The following is a 20,508-nucleotide window of genomic DNA, read 5'->3' on the forward strand; positions in this document are numbered from 1 at the left end:
TTTTAGGAGGGAATAATGCTAAAGAAAATTGAAGTAGAACTTATTACTGGTTTTTTGAGTGCTGGAAAAACATCGTTTCTCCAGTCCTTTATAGATATATCAAAAAAAGAGGGAACTGAAATACTAATAATACAATGTGAAAACGGCAGAGCCCAACTGTCTGATGAATTATTAAACAAGAAAAAGGTTGTACTAAGGAAATATAAAAATAATCAAGATCTAGATTATAAAAGTCTTTTAAATAATATAAACTTTCACGCACCAAAGAGAATTGTAATTGAATGTAATGGAGTTTGTAATCTAGATGAATTTTTAAGTTTCTTAAATTCAGAAAGTTTAAGAAAAAGGATAAAGGTTACAGGGATAATCACAGTAGTTGATTGTATGACAATGAATATGTTTTTAAAGAACATGTCATCTCTTATACTTCCAAATCTTAGAGCTGCTGATTTAATAGTATTAAATAATTGTGATTCTGTAGGATTAAAGAAAACAGAAGAATTAGAACAGATATTAAAAGATATAAATCTTCATGCACATATATTGAGATGTCATAGCTCCATTAATCTTGATGAAGATGTAAGAAACTGCTCTATAATTAAAAAATTTGTTTAAAGAGGATTAAAATGAATAATATTATTGGAATAGTTCAATATTTTTCGCTTATTTTTGCTAGCATATTTTTAGAAGCATTGCCATTCATAATAATAGGTGCACTAGTATCTGCCTTTATACAAACATTCTTAGATGAACAGCTTATAAAAAAAGTAATACCTAAGAATAAAATATTGGGTGGAGTAATAGCTGCTTTAGTAGGAATGATATTTCCAGTATGTGAATGTGCAACAGTACCAATTGGAAGAGGTTTAATAAAAAAAGGAGTGCCGTTAAATGTTGCTGTAACATATATGCTTGCAACTCCTATAATAAATCCTGTTGTTTTGATGTCTACTTATTATGCCTTTAATGGGAGTATAAAAGTATTACTTTATAGAGCTGGATTTGGTCTTATAATAGCAATTGCAGTGGGATATATAATAGACATATTAAACGGCGATTCAAATGTTCTATCTGAAAGAGGTTTTTTTGTAGAAGATAAATGTAATTGCGGATGTAGTGGATATCAAAGCAATAAATCAAAGTTGTTAACCATTCTAAATCATTCATCCAAAGAATTATATGATATAGGAAAGTACTTCATAATTGGTGCTGCATTAGCTGCATTATGTCAAGTACTCATCCCGAGGGACAAGCTAACTATGGTTGGACAAAATATCCCCCTATCTATAATAGTAATGATGCTTTTTGCATTTTTATCATCATTATGTTCAGAAGCTGATGCATTCGTTGCAAGTACATTTTTAGGTAGTTTTAGCTTAGGAGCAGTTATGTCATTTTTGATTCTTGGTCCAATGATAGATTTAAAAAATACAGTAATGCTATTTTCAACATTTAAGAAAAGTTTTGTATTTAAGCTGCTATTCTGCATATTTTCACTTTGTTTTATAGCTGCCTGTTTAATATATTAGGGGGGGAAGCTATGAAGAAATTTAACATAAATGAACTGATATGGTTTTTAATTTTGGTGCTTAGCTCCATACTGTTAATGTATCTTTTAAGAACATCTAATATAGCTAATTTTGTGCATCCTAAGATGAATAAATATTTGGCCTTCGCAGTAGGAGTACTTTTAGTTATAGCATGTATACAATTTTTTAAGATATTTACGGTGCCTGATAGAGGCGGAATAAGAAGAGACTACTTTATATTTATGGCTGCTATTATTGCAATAGGATTGGCTACAAACAAAGATATGGGAACTGAAGGTATAAATTTAAAGGGGATAAAGCTTTCAACCAGAAGCTATTGGGATGTAACCGGAGATAATCATCATCATTTTGATAAGATTCCTGAGGGAGTAATACAATTAATTGGTGAAAATTATTATTGCTATTTAGAAGATATAGAAAAAAATATAAATAAGTTTAAGGGGCGTCAAGTTATAACAGAAGGACTTGTTTATAAGAATAAGAGTATGAATAAAAATGAGTTTATAATAGCTAGGAGTGTAATGAGTTGCTGTGCGGCAGATTCTCAAATTATTGGTATAAAAGTTATATCTCAATTTGATAAAATATATGATGGGCAATGGGTTCAGATTAAAGGTACATTAAGTAGTACCACAGTTTATGAAGGTAATAAGCTTATTGAAGTTCCTATTATCAAAGCTGATAGCTTTGAAGTTACCAAAAAACCTGCTAATCAATATATATATCAAAATTAGAATTAAATATGTAATTAGAGGTTAATCTCAGTAATTTAATTACGATATTAAAGTAATTAGAATAAATTGATTATTATCAGCGGAAACATGATGAGGTTAAGATGAAAAAAATAAAATTTGTATGGATAGTTTTTTGTCTATTTATAATATCTTTAATATCTATAAGTGTTTATCCTGTTATACCTAAGCCAGATCAAATAGTCGTTCATAAAATGAAGAAGTCAATAACTGTATCTAGACAAGATAAGCGATATAAGGAGATATTATCATTAACAAATAAAAGATTCACTATAAGGAATGCTCAATCCGCTATAAGTAATAGTGAAAAAGAAGCTTTTATAAAAAATAGTTCTGAGTCTTTAGAGTTTGTATATAACCGACCGCAGTCGTACAGATCTAAGAAAGGATTCATGCATGCTATAACTTACGATAGATTACTGTTTCCTATTGAGTCTTCAGATAAAATCGAATCAACATATGTATTTTTTGGTTCAACAGAAGGATATTACAATATTACAGTAAAGGATTTATTAAAAGCGGATAAGCTTATAGATACCCTAAAAGATATAAATTAGTTCATAAAATAATAGTTAACAGTTTTATTGATTTTATGATAAAATTAATATAAACTTTGGCTATGTATTTTAAAGAGGAGGGGTTATAGTGAATCCAGTTGCATTTAATATATTTGGACTTGACATAAGATGGTATGGTATTTTAATTTCATTTGGAGTTCTTTCGGCATTAGCATTAGCTTACTTCACATGCAGACTAAAAGGAACAGACTTCGATAAACTTATGGATATTTTTATCATAGCTTTCCCAATGGCTATAATAGGAGCAAGATTGTACTATGTAATATTTGAATTTGATTATTATAAAAACAACTTAAATCAGATAATAAACACTAGGCAAGGTGGTCTTGCAATTCACGGAGGGGTAATCTTTGCCCTAGTTACTGCACTTATATATACAAAGATAAAAAAGCTTGATTTTTTTGAGTTCGCAGATATTGCTGCGCCTTCAATAATATTAGCTCAAGCTATAGGAAGATGGGGCAATTTCTTTAATGGTGAAGCCCACGGTGGAGAGGTTACTAAGGAATTTATAAGCAAGTTTCCTGCTTTTATACAAAAGGGTATGTTTATAGATGGAGCTTATTATCATCCAACCTTCTTATATGAATCTTTATGGAATATTTTAGTTTGCTTGATTTTACTATTTATACTTTATAAGAGAAAGAACAATCATAAAGGTATAGTACTTGGTAGTTATATGATTTTATATTCTTTAGGAAGATTTTTTATAGAAGGATTAAGAACAGATAGTCTTTATATGGCTTTTGGACTAAGAACTGCTCAAGTAGTTAGTGGGCTATGCGTAATTTTTGGTATAATTATGATAACTGCAATAGTGAGAAGAAAAAAGGGAATATTTTATTAGTAGATAATGGGGCATTATCTATATGCCTCATTTTTAAACAACGTATACTAATAAAGGATAAAATTTGTCTGTTGACGAATTTTATATAAACAGATATAATAAAAATCGTGACAACTAAATAATATAGATTCAGATTACATCAATAGTATGGAGAGATGTCCGAGTGGTTGAAGGAGCACGCCTGGAAAGCGTGTGTAGGGGAAACTCTACCGGGGGTTCGAATCCCCCTCTGTCCGCCATAGTCGTGCTAGACGGGGAGTTAGCGGTGCCCTGTACCTGCAATCCGCTACAGCAGGGTTGAATTCCTCATCGAGGCCTTAATCTGTGAGGCCTGCCCCATGTAAGTGGTGTTGATGGCTGGGTCCCACGCAACGGCAGCCCGTGAACCTCGTCAGGTCCGGAAGGAAGCAGCGATAAGCGGTTCCTGTCGTGTGCCGTGGAGCAGCCTGGCCTGAGCTAACTGCATGGGTAACGCTCATAGATTATTGTCGACATGAGGTGCACGACTTTTAATCTGAATGTAAAAGCCTTTCAGTATTTATATACTGAAAGGCTTTTTTGACTTTTTAGAAAATTATAACGCAATTAAATTTGTGGATAATTATCTTTTATTGTGAGAAAAAAATAAGCTAATCTAATTTTTTTCTGAATCTTACTATGCTAAGTGTTAGTAGAGCTAAACCAAGTATAAATAATAACGTTACATCTTGAATTAAATAATTTATGGCTAAGCCTTTTAAAACAATGCCTCTTATTATATTTAAGAAATAAGTTAATGGAATAACATTGCCTATATACTGTATTACCTTAGGCATAGCCTCTCTTGGAAAGACAAATCCAGATAGTAGGACACTTGGAAGAAGCGCAAGGAATGCCATTTGCATAGCCTGAAGCTGCGTCTTAGCTATAGTGGATATCAATATGCCTATTGCTAAAGCACAGATAACAAAGCCGAAACCTAAGAATATTAGTAGTGGAATACTTCCTGCAACAGGTACGTTAAACCAGTATATACCTAAAGCTAATGCATATATAAAGTCTGCAAATCCAATAACTATATATGGAACAAGTTTGCCTAAAATTATTTCAGGAGATTTCAAAGGAGAAACTATGAGTTGCTCTATGGTACCTCTTTCTTTTTCTCTAACTAAAGCGAAAGCAGTCAGTATTATAGTTATATTTTGCATTATAAGTCCTATAAGCCCAGGGATAGTATAGTTCTGATTTCTCAGTGTTGGATTAAAGAGAACTTTAGTACTTATGGCTATACCAGATGTATTATTAGTGAGAAGTGTTTTAGAGGTTACCTTTTCTATCAACTTAGAACTTTGATTTTGCGCTGCCATCACACCACTGCTAAAAGCTGTTCTTGCTGTGGTTGGATCAGATCCATCTACGATAAATTGAACAGTAGGCTTCTCATGCTTAGCAATTTTATCTGAATAGTCTGGAGGTATTATTAGAGCTGAATGTGCAGTTCCATTATTAATAGAATCATCAATGATATCTACATTTTGAACTTTTCCTACTACCTTAAAGTAAGAAGTATTCTCAAAGCTTTTTATCAATTCTCTGCTTTCTGCAGTGTTGCTTTGATCCAGTACAAGCATAGAAATATCCTCTAGTTGAGTAACTACAGCATAACCAAATAATAATATCATCATAAGAGGCATCATTATTGCTATAGCAAAGCTTGCTTTATCTCTTTTTATTTGTATGAACTCTTTTTTTACTATGGATAAAAATCTCTGCATATTCATAGTTAAGACCTCTCTTCACCAGTTAAGAATTTTAAATCTTCGAAAGATGATTGAACTTTTTGATTAGTTGATTTCTCCACATATTTAATAAATACATCTTCTAAATTAGAGGCGTTTTCTTGTTTTATAAGTTCTTCAGGAGTACCTAAAGCTATGAGTTTACTATTAAATATAAAGGCTATATTATCACAGCTTTGAGCTTCATCCATATAATGAGTTGTGACTAGCACTGTTATACCTTGTTTAGCTAGGGTAAATATCATTTGCCAGAATATTCTTCTAGATACTGGATCAACCCCAGCAGTAGGCTCATCCAAGATCAATATTTTAGGCTTGTGAATTAAAGCGCATCCCAAAGCAAGTCTTTGTTTCCAGCCACCTGATAGATTCCTAGTTAGTACATTTTCTCTTCCGGTCAAGCCAGCCATAGAGATTATACCTTTTTTCCGCTCATTTCTCTGTTTACTTGTAAGTCCGTAGATACCTGCGTAAAAGTCTAGATTTTCGTTAACGGTCAGGTCTTCATATAGGCTAAATTTTTGAGACATATAGCCTATATTCTGTTTTACTTTCGCAACATTTTTCGTAACATCATAATTTAGTATTCGAGCAGATCCATCAGTAGGAGTAAGCACCCCACAAAGCATTCTTATTGTAGTTGATTTGCCAGAACCATTTGGCCCTAAAAATCCAAATATCTTTCCTTCTGGTACCTCAAAGCTTATATTGTCAACAGCAGTGTAGTTTCCGAATTTTTTAGTTAAACCAGTAACTTCAATAGCATTCATATATATCACCTCTATTCTAGAATAACATCGGCTATAAGTCCTGGAGTAGCTGTACTGTTATCATCGAGTTTTAGTTTTACCTCAAATAATGTCTTTTCTTTATCATCTTTAGTTTCAACATTTTTTGGAGTGAATTCAGATTGTTCTGATATATAAGTTATCTTACCTTTTTCTGTTTTATCATTAAATTTTATGATTAGGGAGTTATTTAGTTTTATCTTATTTCTCTTAGATTCTTCTATATATATTTTTATATATTTATTTTTTAAATCAGTAACTTTTGCAACATTTGTTCCTGGAGTAACTAGGTCACCCTTATGGACCAATATGGCAGTTATAGTACCATCGATAGAAGAAGTTATAGATGTTTTTTCAATTTGCAGTTTTGCTAAATCCACAGATGCTTGAGCTTGATCTATTGCGCCTTGGGCTTCATCCTTAATAGAAGCTTTTGCGGTGTCAGGTATACCGGATTCCTTTGCCTTAGCAATTTTTAGTGCTGCTTCAGCTTGTTGTTTTTGAATTTCATAAGATTTTGAATCTACTTGGACGATCTTATCACCAGATTTTATTAGAGAACCCTCTGATAGGGTAATCTCATTTATCTTTCCAGTTACTTCTGAGGATATATTAAAGTCCTCTGATTCTACGGTGCCTGTATAAATATTGTTATTGGAAGTTTTATTTGTGCTACATCCTGCTAGACCCAGTGTTGTTAATAATAAAATAAAAGAAATAGCTTTTTTAATCATTTTACAATCCTCCTATTTTTTATTTAAGCCGTTTAAAAACAGATCTATAATGATATCAATTTGCTCATCATCATCCATATTTACGATGCTTGGAATCAGCTGTCTTTGAACGATGTAAATGCCAAGAGTGCCTACTAATGCTCGTGCGGCTATTGTAGGATTAATATCTCTAAATACACCGTTAGATATACCTGATTTTATAAAGTGCTCCAATAGTAGTTTTCCTTTTGAAGCCATATTCTCTAAAAATGAATCTCTTAAATCCCCATGAAACTGCAATTCTGTAATAACTACTTTAATTAAGTCCCAGTGTTTATCTATTATATCTAATCTATCTTTAGCAATAGCTTTTAATGTAATTTTTGGATCCATTCCTTCATGATCTTTAAGAATTTTGTTAATCCTCGAGGTTATAAACATTTCGCTAAAAACTGTAACAAGTTTTACCATAGCGCCAGATAATAAATCTTTTTTTGTTTTGAAGTATCTAAATATAGTACCTTCAGCCACTCCTGCACTTTTAGCTATTTCACTAGTTGTTGCAGCACTAAAACCTTTTTCTGAAAAAATCTTTATAGCAGCTTCCAAAATTATTTGTTCTTTATTTTCTCGAACCATAATACCCTCCTTTAAAATGAGTGATTACTCACTTTTATATTATTCCTTTTTATTAATTTTGTAAACAGCAATTATATAGTTGTTTTACAAAAATTTAATTTATATTTGTTTGTAAGTCTAGGAATTTAAGAATTTTATGGTATATAATGGGTAATAATTGAAAATAGAGGTATCTAATAATAAAATTTATACATAATCATCCTATATTCTTTGATTAAAACTAAAGTTTGTGGCATAATATTTCTAGAATATTTGTTAAATTTGAGCATAAGGAGATAATAGATGATAGAATTCATAGTAAATTGGGCTATATATGTTTTGGGCAAACTTGGGTATTTTGGTGTTTTTTCGTTGATGGCATTAGAAAGTGCATGTATTCCTATACCAAGTGAAGCTATATTGCCTTTTGGAGGATACCTAGCTTCAAGTGCCTATACTGGCGAAAAGCTAAACCTTATCTTAGTTATAATAGCTGGAACTTTAGGTGGAACCTTTGGATCAGTATTTATTTATTATATTGGGGCTAAAGGGGGAAGGCCTTTAGTAGAAAAATATGCAGAAAAGTTAAGGTTATCAAAATCTCATTTAGAGATGAGTGATAATTATTTTAATAAATACGGAGAGAAGATAGCATTTTTTTCGAGGCTTTTGCCTATAATAAGAACTTTTATATCCTTACCAGCAGGAATAAGCAAAATGAATTTTAAGAAATTCGTATTTTATACTTTTGTTGGGTCCTTAATATGGAGTGTAATTTTAGGTTATGCTGGATATATGATGGGGGAAAATTGGACTAAGATTCGTTCATGGTTACATATTGCAGATTATATAGTGGTGGTTGTAGTTGTAGGTTTGATTGGATATTGGATTATAAATAGAAGAAGGAAAACCGTTACAGAAGAATAATAAATATATTTATTTAACATATACGAGGTGATTAATTTGAATTTCTACGATCCTGGTGCAAAGATAAGGCTTATGAGAAAGAGATTTCATATGAATCAAGCAGAACTAGAAGATAGTAATATGACTAGGGCATTCATAAGTATGATGGAAAGCGGTAAAAGAAGAGTAAGTAGATCAAGCTCAAAGATACTAGCTGAGAAGTTTAATGAAAAGGGAAGAGAGTTAGGGTTAGAACTAAAATTAGATGATGACTATTTTTCTAGAGAGCCCTATGAAGATGCTAGGGTCTATTGTAGTAACGAATTAATGAAAGATAATAATAGACATGGGCAATTTGAAGAATTATTGCTTATATCTAGCGAATTTAATTTAGACGATATAACTGCTGAAATATATAAAAAAGATGCAGATAAGTATTTTGAAGAAGTGGATTATTCAAAAGCATTTATAAATTATTCAAATTCATTAGGAAAACTTAAAGAACTAAAGATAAAGGATTTACAGACATATGTCTATAAGCAGATGGGTGTTTGTAAGTTGAAAAGAAATGAATATGATGATGCTATATTTTATTTTAATCAAGCTTTATATTACGCTAAAGAGTTAGGTGATGAAGATTGCTTTGTTAATACTAGCTATAATCTTGCTCTCACATATTTTGATATGCAGAAATATAACGAGAGTATAGAAATTTTGGACAAGTACGTTATGTTTAATGATAACATTGACCGTAGCTTGAAGATAGATTCAAGAGTTTTGAAAGCAAATTCATTCTATAAACAAGGTAAAAGAAAAGAAGCTATAGCAGATTATTTTTTAATAATAGAAGAACTTGCAGAAGAAGATCAATATTTGCTAGCTATGTTGTATAGCAATCTGGGAGAATATTATTACGAGAATGATGAACTACAGGAAAGTATAAAATACATAAATTTAGCTCAAAAAATAAAAAATAGAACAGATAAGAGTACTCTTCCTTATGTATTAAATATAAAAGGTAAAGTGTTTTTTAAACAAGGACTTGTAGATGAAAGTATGATGATAATGGAATTAGCTATGAATATGGCTGAAGAATACAGCAATTATTCAATTCTTTTTGATACATATAAGGACTTGATTAATATATATGAATCTATAGAAGATATTGAAAAGATAAAAGATACATCTCTAACTTTCTTAAGTGTATTAGATAAAAATAGTATAGATGATGGTAGAAAGTATGCATTAACGAAATTAGTTGAGGTTGAATTAAGAAGAGGGAATACCGAAGAGGCTATAAAGCTTTTAGCTCAGCTAGGTAGCTCTATTGAAAATCATTAAGATATTAAAATAAGGTTTGTTTAATTTCCAACGCTTTATTTCATATATTTGGAGAATATCACATATTTAAATAATAAAACACCACTTGTAGGAGAATACTACTCTCATAAACAGGAGGTGTTTTTTTTGAAAAAAATTATATCTGTAACTTTATTAATTGTAATGATTTTTTCTATTAGTGCTAGCGCGTTTGAGCAAAATATGAAAAAATTTGAGGTGCCGCCATTAAAATATGATTATAAGGCACTTGAACCATATATAGATGAGCAGACTATGAGGATACATCATGACAAGCATCATCAGGCTTATGTAGATAATCTTAATAAAGCACTAGATAAGTATCCAGAGCTATATGGTAAGTCCTTAGAGCAACTATTGTCTTCTCTTAATGCACTACCAAGTGATATTAGAGAGGCTGTAAAAAATAATGCTGGGGGACACTACAATCACACGTTTTTTTGGAACATAATGGCGCCTAACAAAGGTGGTAATCCAAAAGGAAATGTAATGAAAGCTATAGACAGGGACTTTGGATCTTTTGCTAACTTTAAGAAGGAATTTAAACAAGCTGCTTTGGATAGGTTTGGTTCAGGCTGGGCATGGTTATTGAAGGATAGTAATGGAAAACTATCTATAGTTTCTACACCAAATCAAGATACTCCGATACCTTTAGGTCTTAAGCCAATTATAGCATTAGATGTATGGGAACATGCTTACTATCTAAAATATCAGAATAAGAGAGCAGATTACATAGATGCTTGGTGGAATGTAGTTAACTGGGATAAAGCTGAAGAATTATATAATCAAAGTTAAAAGTCAGGTTATCTATTGGTGAAATGAAAAATAGCTGTATCAATATAAATAATCTTATATTGATACAGCTAAGTTTTTACTGCCTAAGAAGTTATGAAATTTTAACTTCTTATCTTTTTCTAATTAAAGAAATAAATTCATAAGGTATTGTATTCCTTTCATCTTCAACGCCAATTTCCTGCTCTATAATGTTCCAATCCGAATAATTTATATTTGGAAAAAAGGTATCGCCATCAAAGTGTTTTTTTACTTTAGTTATATAAAGTTTATTTGTATAAGGAAGAAGCTGTGAATATATTTCCCCTCCGCCAATTATGAAAACCTCATCCTCGGTGTTAGAAAATCTAGTAATAATTTCGTCAAGTGAATTAACCACTTCTACATTTTCGTCTTCAATAAAGAAGTTTTTATCTTTTGTTATAATAATATGATATCTGTTTGGAAGAACACCTGGAAGAGATTGAAAGGTTTTTCGTCCCAAAATAACCGTATGTCCAGAAGTTATTCTTTTAAATCTCTTAAGATCGGCAGGAAGATGCCAGATCAGGTCATTATCATTTCCTATTACTCCATTCTCTGATATAGCTGCTATTATAGAAAGCATTAAATTGCCACCTCCATATTTATTTTTGAATGATGTTTATAATCTATTAATTTAATGTCATCTGCTGTGAAATCATAAAAATTATTAATTTCAGGATTTATCCAAAGTGTAGGTGCAGCATAAGAAGAATCTTTTCTTAAAAGTTGTTCTTTTAGCCCGTTAACGTGGTTTTCATATATGTGAGCATTATTTATAACATGTGTAAATAAACCGGGTTTTAGATTTGTAGCTTGTGCTATAAGGTGTACTAATACAGCATATTGGCTAGAATTAAAGGGAACTCCAAGTCCCATATCTCCACTTCTTTGCACTAGCATGCAGTTAAGTTTTCCATCAGTGACATCCCACATAGTTAAAAAGCAGCATGGATGAAGGGGTGCTCCATTTAGGTATGGGATCTGCCATAGGTTTATCATCATTCTCCTATCTTGAGGATTATCTTTTAAGGTTTCAATAAGATTATCTATCTGATCAAACTTCTTTACAACCCAACCATAGGAAGTACCAATGGTTCCATCATCCAGCATCCATTCATCCCATATATGAACATTCTCAGCCTGAAGCTTTCTTACATCATTGGAACCGTCTTTGAATATCCACAATAATTCCTTAACCGCAGTTTTAAAGGCTACAAACTTTGTTGTTAGGATAGGAAATTCTTTTTCTAAATTAAATTGCATTATTTGGTGAGGGAGTTTATATGTTTTTACACCAGTTCTGTTATTATCAAGATAGCCATTTTCCAGAATATCTTCTACAATAGAAAGATATTTTTTATCATAAATACTCATATTTTCCTCCTGTGATTTAGATATAACTTATATTTCAAATTCTCCTCTCAGAACCAGTAGGAGTTTTGAAAATAGATTTAATATAGAAGTAGTTAATCTTTATATATATTTTACTCTTTTAATATGAGCTTTAAAAATGATAAATAATCCTATAATATGGAACTATTGAAGAATGTATAGGTTTTTAATTTATGATGTTACCATATACATACTTATTGTTAAATATATAAAATTTAAAAGGCTAGTTAGTAAAGGGGATGAAGATTTGAAGATTGAGAGATTAATTACAATAATTATGATGCTTATAAATAAAAAAAGAGTTACAGCTAAAGAATTAGCAGAATTTTTTGAGGTGTCAGTGAGAACTGTTCAAAGAGATATAGATGCAATAAATATTGCAGGCATACCTATAGTTTCATATAAGGGATATGAAGGTGGATATGAAATATTAGAAGGTTATAAGATAGATAATAATTTTGTAACTGAAAAGGAATATGATTTACTATTAAAGTTACTTAAGGGGTTAGAAAATGTCTATGATGATCCTGTGGTGAAAGGTATGACTGAAAAATTAAAAGCTGTTAAGGTTAATGAAAATATTAATATAGACAAGAATTTTATAATGGATTTTTCTCATTGGGGAAACTCAAAAAGAGTTAAAACAAAGGTATCATTAATAAGAGATGCAATAGATATGAAGTGTACCATAAAGTTTTACTATGTAGATCTAAATGGTAAAGGAACAGACAGAGAAATTGAACCTCATACCTTGATATTAAAAGTTAATACTTGGTACGTTTATGGATTTTGTAAATTGAGAGAAGATTTTAGGTTATTTAAGCTTACAAGGATAGGTGAGCTAGAAAAGACTGAAAATGCGTTTGTGCCGAAGAATATCGAAAATCATAATGTTCTTACAGAAAAGGAAAGTAATTATATTGATTTGAAACTAAAGTTTCATCCTTCATGTATGAATAGATTGGATGATTATTTTGAGATTGAAGAAATGAGTTTACAAGAAGATGGAGATATACTGGTTGCGGTTAGCTATCCAGAAGATGAGTGGGTTTATAGTATGCTTTTAAGCTTTGGAGATAAAGTTGAAATAATAGAGCCAAGCCATATTAAAGAAATAATTCTAGAAAGAGTGAGAAATATTTTAAATAAGTATAAGTAATAAAATAAACATATGTATTACTAATATATATATATAATTTATATATTCCTAAATAGGAAATAAACAATGGTTGGTTTAATCGCTATCATTGATGTATAATATTAAGTAGGATTTAGGAATGATAGTGAGGTGGTTAACCTTGGCATATACAGCTTTATATAGAGAATGGAGACCTAAGAAGTTCGAAGATGTTGTAGGTCAGGAACATATAACAACAACTTTAAGAAATCAAATAATAAATAATAGAATAGCACATGCATACCTGTTTTGTGGAACTAGGGGTACTGGTAAGACTTCAAGTGCAAAGGTGTTTGCTAAGGCTTTAAATTGCTTGGATTTACATGATGGAGAACCTTGCAATAAATGTGAGATGTGTAATAAGATCAATAGTGGTCTTGCTATAGATATAACAGAGTTAGATGCAGCTTCTAATAATGGTGTAGATAAAATAAGAGATATAATAGATGATGTTCAGTATCCTCCGCAGGAAGCTAGATTCAAAGTTTATATAATGGATGAGGTTCATATGCTTTCTCAAGGTGCAGTAAATGCATTTCTTAAGACTCTTGAGGAACCCCCTAAAAATGTTATATTTATTCTGGCTACTACAGATCCTCAGAAACTGCCTATAACTATTTTATCAAGATGTCAAAGATTTGACTTTAAAAGAATAGGTAAAGATGACATAGCAGGGCATTTAAGACGAATAGTAAAAGATCAAGGGGTTTATGCTGATGATAAGAGTTTAGATTTAATATCAAGGGTTTCAGATGGAGCACTTAGAGATTCACTTAGTATATTAGATCAAGCAATTTCAATGGGAAATGGTAAGATTGCATATGAAGGTCTTGTATCAATGCTAGGACTTGTAACTAACGAGTACTTATTTAATATAACTGATGCTATAGTCGAGAGAAACATTGAGAAAACCATGAATATAATAGAGGAAATAGTTTTTTCTGGTAAAGATGTACATTTGTTTATAAAAGATTTAATAGCTCATTATAGAAACCTACTTATGGTGAAGGTTACAAATACTCCAGAGGAAGTATTAGACATGTCTGTTGAAAATATTACTTTCCTTAAGCAACAGGCTACAAGGATGAGAGTAGAAGAGGTAATGAGAGCAATAAGAATACTTCAAGAAGCTGAGGAGAGCTCTAAACAAAGTAAGCAGGCTAGAATATATCTAGAGTTAGCTTCAATTAAGTTATGTAAAATAGAATATGATACTTCAAAGGAAGTTTTGTTATCAAGAATAAACAAGCTTGAAGAAATCATAAAGAGCGGAAAGATAAGAGTAGCTTCATCTGCGTCTACCGGTGCAGTAAGTAATGAAAAGAATCAAGGAATATCTGCAGATAAAAGCAAGTTAAAACCGTCTAAAGTGCAGCAAGAAATACATCATAGTGAAGAAGATTCTAATCATAATGAGCATTCGTCAGTTACTATAGATGATGTAAAGCGAGCATGGAAGGATATCATGGAAGGCTTCAAAGCAAGAAGAGCTATGGTAATGTATGCTTCGTTACTAACAGGAAAACCAGTGGATGTAACTAATGGTATTATAACCATAGAATATGAAGAACAGTATTCATTTAATAAGGTTAGATTGGAAAAAATGGAGGTAAGAAGCACTGTAGACGAGGTGTTTTCTGAGATATTAAAGGATAAAGTGAGGGTTAAATATAAGGTTAATAAAGGTGAAGAAGACACTAAAGATACAGAAGAAATATTAGTAGATATATTAGGAGAAGATATTCTAGAGATATTAGATGAATAATATAATTGATAGTATCTTGGCATCTAAAGGATTATAAATAAAATTAATTTGTATACCTATAAACAATTAGAGATTTTACACATAATATTAACTATGAGGATATAGTATTGAATAAAAAAATACTATATAATATATACAGACTAAATGTAAGGAGGAATATCAAATGGCAAAAGGTGGATTTCCAGGAGGCTTCGGCGGAGGAAATATGAATAATCTTATGAAGCAAGCACAAAAGCTTCAAAAAGACATGGAAGATATGCAAAAAGATCTTGAAAACAAAGAATTCGAAGCTTCAGTAGGCGGCGGAGCAGTAGTTGTAAAGGTTAATGGAAAGAAAGAAATAAAGAGCATAAATATAAAACCAGAAGTTGTTGATCCAGATGATGTTGAAATGCTTGAAGATCTAGTGTTATCAGCAGTAAATGAAGCTTTAAGAAAGGCAGAAGATGAAACTGCTAATAAGATGGGTAAACTAACTGGTGGATTAAATATGCCAGGATTATTTTAGTAGATAGTTTACGAAAGATATAATAAAGCTTATTTAGGCATACAAGGGATGCAGTCCCCTGTATGCCTAAAATATTAGAGGAGGAAAGAAAATGGATTTTTACCCAGTTGCCATAGAGAAACTCATTGAAGAATTTGCAAAGTTACCAAGTATAGGACATAAAACTGCTCAAAGATTGACTTTACATATACTTAATTTACCTAAGGATGAGGTAGAAGAATTTGCGAAAGCGCTTGTAAAGGCTAGAGGAACGATAAAATATTGCTCTGTCTGTGGAAATTATACAGACAAAGATCCTTGTGCTATATGTTCTAATCCAAATAGAGAAAAGAATATGATTTGTGTTGTAGAACAACCTAAAGATATTATGACTATGGAAAAGGTAAAAGAATTTAATGGAGTATATCATGTACTTCACGGCAATATATCACCAATGCAAGGAAGAGGCCCACAGGATATAAGAATAAGAGAATTAGTGTCTAGAATGACGGGAGATATAAAAGAGGTAATAGTTGCAACCAATCCTACTATAGAGGGAGAAGCCACAGCAATGTATATCTCTAAAATATTAAAGCCTCTAGATATTAAAGTTACAAGAATAGCAGCAGGTATTCCAGTAGGTGGAGACTTAGAGTATGCTGATGAAGTTACTCTTTCAAAAGCATTGGAAGGAAGAAAAGAAATTTAATATAGATATTTAGTTATCCCCCACAAATAAACCTTGCTCACGAAAAATAAAGTCTGCTCACGCAGTGATAAGGATCAAGGGGGAAGGACTAAGGCTTTAACCCTGTACAAGTTCAGGAAGATAGAATTTTGAATAGATTTTAGAATAGAAATTCAAATAGATTCAGTACCAGCGACAACTGAAATAGTTGTCAGCAGCACACTCAAAGATTCTATACGAAAATCCGATTTAAGGGTTGTAATGAGGCTATTTTAGAGGGTATATGACATTAGAGCCGTAGGCTGAGGTTACAGATAAAGTAGCAGCCTACGGCTTTTATATTGATTTTAAATAGATTTTGGAATAGAATTATGAATAGAAAATTAAAGAGAAATAGACTTTGAACCTTGGCCCTTCCGACTATGCGTGAGCATACTTTATTTACTTTTTCACTTGATTTTTGTATAAGAAATTGAAAACTGGACAAAGTTATAGAGGATAATTGGCATATAATTGGAGTTATCCAGAAAATAACTGTGTAGATTTTTCAAGGGTTTGAAGGGCATCAGTGTGCAAACTTTATTTGATTTTTGTGCAGAAAATATTTTATGGATATATTAGTGATTAAATAGGTGCTGGAGTTGAGATGATTGTTTATCTAAATCTTACTTCAGCATCTTTTTTACTATTTATGGAATTATAAAAATTTCAAGTTATTTAAAGCTACATACTTCAATATCTTCAGAAGCCTTTTATAGCTATCAAGTGGAAGATAAGGCTTACTTGCTTTTCAAATTTCTCTTATATATCCAGAAAGGAAGATGCATAAAAAGTAAATCTTAAGGTAAAATTAAGTTGTATAAATCTATTTGAAGTTGTAAAATATGGAATAATATCACTATTTTAAAACTATAATGATAATCTCTAGTATCTTTATAAAATACGAAGATAAATAAATTGATATATTGTAATAAAAATTTCAACAAGCTAACAAATATATGAATACATAATCCATAATATGTAAATAATTTAGATAAAATATAAGCATATTTGGAGGAGTGTATGAATAAAAATTTTATATTAGAGTATGTTAAAAAAAAGATTGACTCTTCAAAGGAAAAAAATGATTTATTAAGGCAGATTGAAGATGCTAGGTTAGAATTGGAATGGGCTTGGGAAGTATTTAATTATGTAAGTGACCCTAAGCTTATAGAAGTTGCTATATTTTCTGAACAAGCAGCTAGAACACGATATGAGTTTCTTATAAGCGAAGCTAAAAAGTTTGGAATAAAATCAGACACTACATTAAATTTAAGAGTATGTAAATAAGTGTATTTATAAAGGCTTATACTAATTTTAAATTATGTATATAAATTAAGGGGTTGGGAGCATGGATGCATTAATATTTGGTGCTATAGGTTTAATCTTATTGGTTGTTTTAGTTAGATTTTTTTCATGGCCATTAAAAATACTGATGAAGCTGCTTATAAACGGAGTATTAGGAGTTATTTTGCTTCTAATAACCAACTATGTTGGACAACAGTTTTTTCATTTCACTATAGGTATAAATGTCATAACTGCATTAATCGCAGGCTTTTTTGGAATACCAGGAGTTATATTTTTAGTAATATTTAAGTTATTCCTTTAAAGAAAAAAACAGGTGAGGTTAAATACACCTGTTTTTTAGTGCATATATATGTGGAGAGGAAGATGCGCAAAAAAATCGCCAATGAAAAACACATTAGCGATTTTTTATTATTAATAGATGGGAGCGGTAATTTCAATATTATAGTTATAGGGATGTATTAAAACTTACTCAGATTCATAAAATGTTATATAGAATCTGAAAAAATCTTCTTTATAGAATTATTATATGTGGTAACAATAAAAGTGTTACAGATTAAAAAAAGTTTTTTTGTATTTTAGTAAAAAGTTTTAAATATACTAGTAAAGGGTTTCGCAGTAAAGGTTTAAAGATAAACTAATTTGAATGCAAATCTATTTTCAAAACTACTCTGAGTTCTAAGAATAGAATTTGAAAATATAAATGTTATTACGAAGTGGTACATCATAAAATCATAATATTGCGAGATATAAATAAAAGAATAAATTTAAGGAGGGAGTTATAACGGTTAGTATAAAAAGGTTATTTAAGGAAGAATGGAAAGGAATAAGTATAGTAGCAGGTATTATATTCTTGAGCTTATTCTTTTTAACTAATACACATCAGATGATATCTTATGTTAGAAAACCTCCAGAACCTGTGGATTGGCTCACTGGTGAAGAGCTTATAAATAGTTTTTTATCACTAGGAATCTTAAAATCAATTATTATATATTTGATTTGTGGAATATTAATATCAGTATATTTTAGAGATAAAAAAGAGTACTTTTCTTTTAAAGAAGGAGAAGAAAAAACTAAGAAGTATTTTGAAAAAAATATGTTTTTTACTATAGCTAGTTTTATGGCTATATTTACTTTATTTATAGTGAAGTTAATATTGTTTGTTGCTGGAAACAGACTGTTTTCATTATATGGAAAATTGACAGTAGGACAAGTTGTTTTGTTCTTCTTCATATATTTTTCAATGTTGTTGATGATTAATAGTATAATAATGCTTACAAACATGTTTTTTGAAGAGAAGGCATTGGCTATGTTAAGTCCACTTTTTCTTATTGAAACAGTTATAGTTGTTTTTGGTATAACTAGCATGTTTATAAGTGAGAAATTAAGTTGGCTTACTGATTTTTTAAATTTTATAAATTATAGTACTATAGATAAGTTAATTTATAGTTATGTATATGGATATAGAGTTGAGAATTTAGATATAGGGGCTCAAGTTCTTTATATAGTAGTGACTTTAGCTTTTACGGTTATATTCACTATCTTGTCTTATCTAGCATATAAAAACATAAGTATAAAAGGTAGTAAAGATTTATATTATTATAAAGGTGCTAGAGCATTTTGGTATGTAATTTTTGCTACTATAACTTGCTATCTTATAGCATTTACCATATCGGCAGTATTAGCTCTTTTTCAAAAAGATACTTCTATTGAGAAGGGTAAATATATATTTAACATAGCTTTTATGGTGGCTACGCCGATATTTATAATATTAGAATATACTATATATAAGCTAAGAAGTAAAAAGGTAGCTCTTACAGTAGAAGAAAGTGAAGAGATTACGGTATAAAGTTTATTAAATATTTTAAGTGGAAATTAATAAGATTGTATAACAATTTTATTGATTTCTTATTTTTTTACTACAAAAGAGGCTATAAAACCTTAATTGGCTTTATAAATTAAGAAAAACTTAAGATAATATTAATTTTATTGTTAGAAATTTTTGGTATTATTAAGAATGTTAAAAGGAGGTTGTACTATGAATGTATTAGAAGTAAGAGATGTTAAAAAAACACTAGGTAAAAGACAAATTATAAAAGGCATTTCTCTTGATGTTGAAGAAGGAGAAATATTTGGATTCCTAGGACCTAATGGAGCAGGAAAAACGACAACTATAAGAATGCTTGTTGGACTTATAAAACCTAATGAGGGAAGTATAAAGATAGCAGGATATGATATACAAAAGGATAGAGAAAATGCGTTGGCCAATTTAGGTGCGGTAGTAGAAAATCCAGAGCTTTATGGTTATCTTTCTGGTAGAGAAAACTTAATGCAGATAGCTAGAATAAGAAAGCTTTCAAAGGTTGATGTTGATGAAATAATAGAACTAATAGGTCTTCATGATAGAATAGATGATAAAGTTAAAAAGTATTCACTGGGTATGAAACAAAGATTAGGTCTTGGGGCTGCTCTTTTAGGAAACCCAAAGCTTATGATATTGGATGAACCTACTAATGGACTTGACCCTTCAGGAATTCTGGATTTCAGAGAGATAGTGAAAAAAGCAGCAAAGGAAAGAGGAATGTCGGTATTTGTATCATCTCATATACTTAGTGAGGTTCAACATTTATGCGATAGAGTTGCTTTTATTAATGGAGGAGAAATTAAATCTGTAGAAAGTGTAAATGAAGAAGGAATGGCTACAGAGAAAGATACTATGGTGGTTTCAACAACAGAAGATGTTAAGGCTTTAGAAGTAATAAAGTTTTTCGATTTTGTTCATACTGCAAATTTAACTGATGGACAGATGATAGTTTCTATAAAGAGTGGATATAGTCCAAAACTTGTAGAGGAACTTGTAAAAAACAATGTGGGAATAGTAGAAATATACAAGCGGCATAAGGGATTGGAACAAAGATATATGGAACTTGTTGAAGGAGGAGTAAGATAA

At 30.7% G+C, this 20,508-nt stretch carries 22 protein-coding genes, 1 tRNA gene and 1 other RNA gene; 18 read left to right on the top strand and 6 right to left on the bottom strand.

What is annotated here, in order from left to right:
- Window positions 1-15 precede the first annotated feature (15 nt).
- The 7 genes from JHL18_RS23040 to ffs all read left to right on the top strand — a co-directional run bounded on the left by JHL18_RS23040 (window position 16) and on the right by ffs (window position 4,233).
- Window positions 16-615, top strand: coding sequence for a GTP-binding protein (locus JHL18_RS23040; protein WP_200273668.1), 600 nt, complete (start codon window positions 16-18; stop codon window positions 613-615).
- Between the two features lie 11 nt (window positions 616-626).
- On the top strand, window positions 627-1,529 hold the full coding sequence (locus JHL18_RS23045; RefSeq protein ID WP_207753097.1) for a permease: 903 nt from the start codon (window positions 627-629) through the stop codon (window positions 1,527-1,529).
- Window positions 1,530-1,540: 11 nt separating this feature from the next.
- Complete coding sequence (locus JHL18_RS23050; RefSeq protein ID WP_200273670.1) at window positions 1,541-2,284, top strand: TIGR03943 family putative permease subunit; 744 nt, start codon at window positions 1,541-1,543, stop codon at window positions 2,282-2,284.
- Window positions 2,285-2,385: 101 nt separating this feature from the next.
- On the top strand, window positions 2,386-2,859 hold the full coding sequence (locus JHL18_RS23055) for a hypothetical protein (RefSeq protein ID WP_200273672.1): 474 nt from the start codon (window positions 2,386-2,388) through the stop codon (window positions 2,857-2,859).
- Between the two features lie 88 nt (window positions 2,860-2,947).
- Window positions 2,948-3,727: a prolipoprotein diacylglyceryl transferase gene (gene lgt, locus JHL18_RS23060; protein ID WP_200273674.1), complete on the top strand. Its 780-nt coding sequence runs from the start codon at window positions 2,948-2,950 to the stop codon at window positions 3,725-3,727.
- A 149-nt stretch (window positions 3,728-3,876) separates the two neighbouring features.
- A tRNA-Ser gene (locus tag JHL18_RS23065) sits at window positions 3,877-3,966 on the top strand.
- A gap of 3 nt (window positions 3,967-3,969) precedes the next feature.
- Window positions 3,970-4,233, top strand: an RNA gene (gene ffs, locus JHL18_RS23070) — signal recognition particle sRNA large type.
- Between the two features lie 123 nt (window positions 4,234-4,356).
- Here ffs and JHL18_RS23075 read toward each other — a convergent pair.
- From JHL18_RS23075 to JHL18_RS23090, 4 genes are read right to left on the bottom strand one after another with little or no spacing between them, the layout of a single operon-like run.
- Window positions 4,357-5,487, bottom strand: coding sequence for an ABC transporter permease (locus JHL18_RS23075; RefSeq protein ID WP_200273676.1), 1,131 nt, complete (start codon window positions 5,485-5,487; stop codon window positions 4,357-4,359).
- A 2-nt stretch (window positions 5,488-5,489) separates the two neighbouring features.
- Entirely contained in the window at window positions 5,490-6,275 is a 786-nt protein-coding gene (locus JHL18_RS23080; RefSeq protein WP_200273678.1) for an ABC transporter ATP-binding protein, read from the bottom strand.
- 11 nt (window positions 6,276-6,286) lie between these two features.
- The gene (locus JHL18_RS23085; protein WP_200273680.1) at window positions 6,287-7,027 is read right to left on the bottom strand and encodes an efflux RND transporter periplasmic adaptor subunit; all 741 of its coding nucleotides are present in this window, start codon (window positions 7,025-7,027) and stop codon (window positions 6,287-6,289) included.
- Between the two features lie 12 nt (window positions 7,028-7,039).
- Complete coding sequence (locus JHL18_RS23090; protein WP_200273682.1) at window positions 7,040-7,645, bottom strand: TetR/AcrR family transcriptional regulator; 606 nt, start codon at window positions 7,643-7,645, stop codon at window positions 7,040-7,042.
- Between the two features lie 282 nt (window positions 7,646-7,927).
- On the opposite strand from JHL18_RS23090, the gene JHL18_RS23095 reads away from it, so the two are divergent.
- The 3 genes from JHL18_RS23095 to JHL18_RS23105 all read left to right on the top strand — a co-directional run bounded on the left by JHL18_RS23095 (window position 7,928) and on the right by JHL18_RS23105 (window position 10,684).
- Window positions 7,928-8,551, top strand: coding sequence for a DedA family protein (locus tag JHL18_RS23095; RefSeq protein WP_200273684.1), 624 nt, complete (start codon window positions 7,928-7,930; stop codon window positions 8,549-8,551).
- Between the two features lie 36 nt (window positions 8,552-8,587).
- On the top strand, window positions 8,588-9,871 hold the full coding sequence (locus JHL18_RS23100; RefSeq protein WP_200273686.1) for a helix-turn-helix transcriptional regulator: 1,284 nt from the start codon (window positions 8,588-8,590) through the stop codon (window positions 9,869-9,871).
- A 162-nt stretch (window positions 9,872-10,033) separates the two neighbouring features.
- Window positions 10,034-10,684, top strand: coding sequence for a superoxide dismutase (locus JHL18_RS23105; protein ID WP_274600997.1), 651 nt, complete (start codon window positions 10,034-10,036; stop codon window positions 10,682-10,684).
- 109 nt (window positions 10,685-10,793) lie between these two features.
- On the opposite strand, the gene JHL18_RS23110 is transcribed toward JHL18_RS23105, so the two are convergent.
- Window positions 10,794-11,288 carry a dihydrofolate reductase gene (locus JHL18_RS23110; RefSeq protein WP_200273688.1) on the bottom strand — a complete coding sequence of 165 codons (495 nt, stop codon included), beginning with the start codon at window positions 11,286-11,288 and terminating at the stop codon, window positions 10,794-10,796.
- Window positions 11,288-12,079: a thymidylate synthase gene (locus JHL18_RS23115; protein ID WP_200273690.1), complete on the bottom strand. Its 792-nt coding sequence runs from the start codon at window positions 12,077-12,079 to the stop codon at window positions 11,288-11,290. Before JHL18_RS23115 ends, JHL18_RS23110 begins: the two co-directional genes overlap by 1 nt.
- A gap of 265 nt (window positions 12,080-12,344) precedes the next feature.
- On the opposite strand from JHL18_RS23115, the gene JHL18_RS23120 reads away from it, so the two are divergent.
- The 8 genes from JHL18_RS23120 (at window position 12,345) to JHL18_RS23155 (ending at window position 20,508) form a co-directional block, all read left to right on the top strand.
- Window positions 12,345-13,256 carry a helix-turn-helix transcriptional regulator gene (locus tag JHL18_RS23120; RefSeq protein ID WP_200273692.1) on the top strand — a complete coding sequence of 304 codons (912 nt, stop codon included), beginning with the start codon at window positions 12,345-12,347 and terminating at the stop codon, window positions 13,254-13,256.
- A gap of 139 nt (window positions 13,257-13,395) precedes the next feature.
- Entirely contained in the window at window positions 13,396-15,039 is a 1,644-nt protein-coding gene (dnaX, locus tag JHL18_RS23125; RefSeq protein WP_200273694.1) for a DNA polymerase III subunit gamma/tau, read from the top strand.
- Window positions 15,040-15,202: 163 nt separating this feature from the next.
- Window positions 15,203-15,547, top strand: a complete 345-nt coding sequence (locus JHL18_RS23130) for a YbaB/EbfC family nucleoid-associated protein (RefSeq protein ID WP_200273696.1) — start codon at window positions 15,203-15,205, stop codon at window positions 15,545-15,547.
- Between the two features lie 91 nt (window positions 15,548-15,638).
- Window positions 15,639-16,235 (top strand): recombination mediator RecR, encoded by a 597-nt coding sequence (gene recR, locus JHL18_RS23135; protein ID WP_183279661.1) that lies wholly within the window; start codon window positions 15,639-15,641, stop codon window positions 16,233-16,235.
- Window positions 16,236-17,276: 1,041 nt separating this feature from the next.
- Entirely contained in the window at window positions 17,277-17,543 is a 267-nt protein-coding gene (locus tag JHL18_RS23140; RefSeq protein WP_200273698.1) for a DUF2508 family protein, read from the top strand.
- 61 nt (window positions 17,544-17,604) lie between these two features.
- Window positions 17,605-17,862: a pro-sigmaK processing inhibitor BofA family protein gene (locus tag JHL18_RS23145; protein ID WP_200273700.1), complete on the top strand. Its 258-nt coding sequence runs from the start codon at window positions 17,605-17,607 to the stop codon at window positions 17,860-17,862.
- 549 nt (window positions 17,863-18,411) lie between these two features.
- Entirely contained in the window at window positions 18,412-19,407 is a 996-nt protein-coding gene (locus JHL18_RS23150; protein WP_200273702.1) for a hypothetical protein, read from the top strand.
- Between the two features lie 189 nt (window positions 19,408-19,596).
- Window positions 19,597-20,508: an ABC transporter ATP-binding protein gene (locus tag JHL18_RS23155; RefSeq protein ID WP_200273704.1), complete on the top strand. Its 912-nt coding sequence runs from the start codon at window positions 19,597-19,599 to the stop codon at window positions 20,506-20,508.

Origin of the sequence: Clostridium yunnanense, from assembly GCF_016595795.1 — a bacterium.
GTDB classification, from domain to species: domain Bacteria; phylum Bacillota; class Clostridia; order Clostridiales; family Clostridiaceae; genus Clostridium_AR; species Clostridium_AR yunnanense.

Coding starts and splice junctions, on each gene's coding strand:
- JHL18_RS23140 (WP_200273698.1), top strand. CDS start 17,277: ATGAATAAAAATTTTATATTAGAGTATGTTAAAAAAAAGATTGACTCT.
- JHL18_RS23145 (WP_200273700.1), top strand. CDS start 17,605: ATGGATGCATTAATATTTGGTGCTATAGGTTTAATCTTATTGGTTGTT.
- JHL18_RS23055 (WP_200273672.1), top strand. CDS start 2,386: ATGAAAAAAATAAAATTTGTATGGATAGTTTTTTGTCTATTTATAATA.
- JHL18_RS23075 (WP_200273676.1), bottom strand. CDS start 5,487: ATGAATATGCAGAGATTTTTATCCATAGTAAAAAAAGAGTTCATACAA.
- JHL18_RS23130 (WP_200273696.1), top strand. CDS start 15,203: ATGGCAAAAGGTGGATTTCCAGGAGGCTTCGGCGGAGGAAATATGAAT.
- JHL18_RS23095 (WP_200273684.1), top strand. CDS start 7,928: ATGATAGAATTCATAGTAAATTGGGCTATATATGTTTTGGGCAAACTT.
- recR (WP_183279661.1), top strand. CDS start 15,639: ATGGATTTTTACCCAGTTGCCATAGAGAAACTCATTGAAGAATTTGCA.
- JHL18_RS23110 (WP_200273688.1), bottom strand. CDS start 11,288: ATGCTTTCTATAATAGCAGCTATATCAGAGAATGGAGTAATAGGAAAT.
- JHL18_RS23085 (WP_200273680.1), bottom strand. CDS start 7,027: ATGATTAAAAAAGCTATTTCTTTTATTTTATTATTAACAACACTGGGT.
- JHL18_RS23040 (WP_200273668.1), top strand. CDS start 16: ATGCTAAAGAAAATTGAAGTAGAACTTATTACTGGTTTTTTGAGTGCT.
- JHL18_RS23045 (WP_207753097.1), top strand. CDS start 627: ATGAATAATATTATTGGAATAGTTCAATATTTTTCGCTTATTTTTGCT.
- JHL18_RS23105 (WP_274600997.1), top strand. CDS start 10,034: ATGATTTTTTCTATTAGTGCTAGCGCGTTTGAGCAAAATATGAAAAAA.
- JHL18_RS23090 (WP_200273682.1), bottom strand. CDS start 7,645: ATGGTTCGAGAAAATAAAGAACAAATAATTTTGGAAGCTGCTATAAAG.
- JHL18_RS23080 (WP_200273678.1), bottom strand. CDS start 6,275: ATGAATGCTATTGAAGTTACTGGTTTAACTAAAAAATTCGGAAACTAC.
- JHL18_RS23050 (WP_200273670.1), top strand. CDS start 1,541: ATGAAGAAATTTAACATAAATGAACTGATATGGTTTTTAATTTTGGTG.
- JHL18_RS23115 (WP_200273690.1), bottom strand. CDS start 12,079: ATGAGTATTTATGATAAAAAATATCTTTCTATTGTAGAAGATATTCTG.
- JHL18_RS23155 (WP_200273704.1), top strand. CDS start 19,597: ATGAATGTATTAGAAGTAAGAGATGTTAAAAAAACACTAGGTAAAAGA.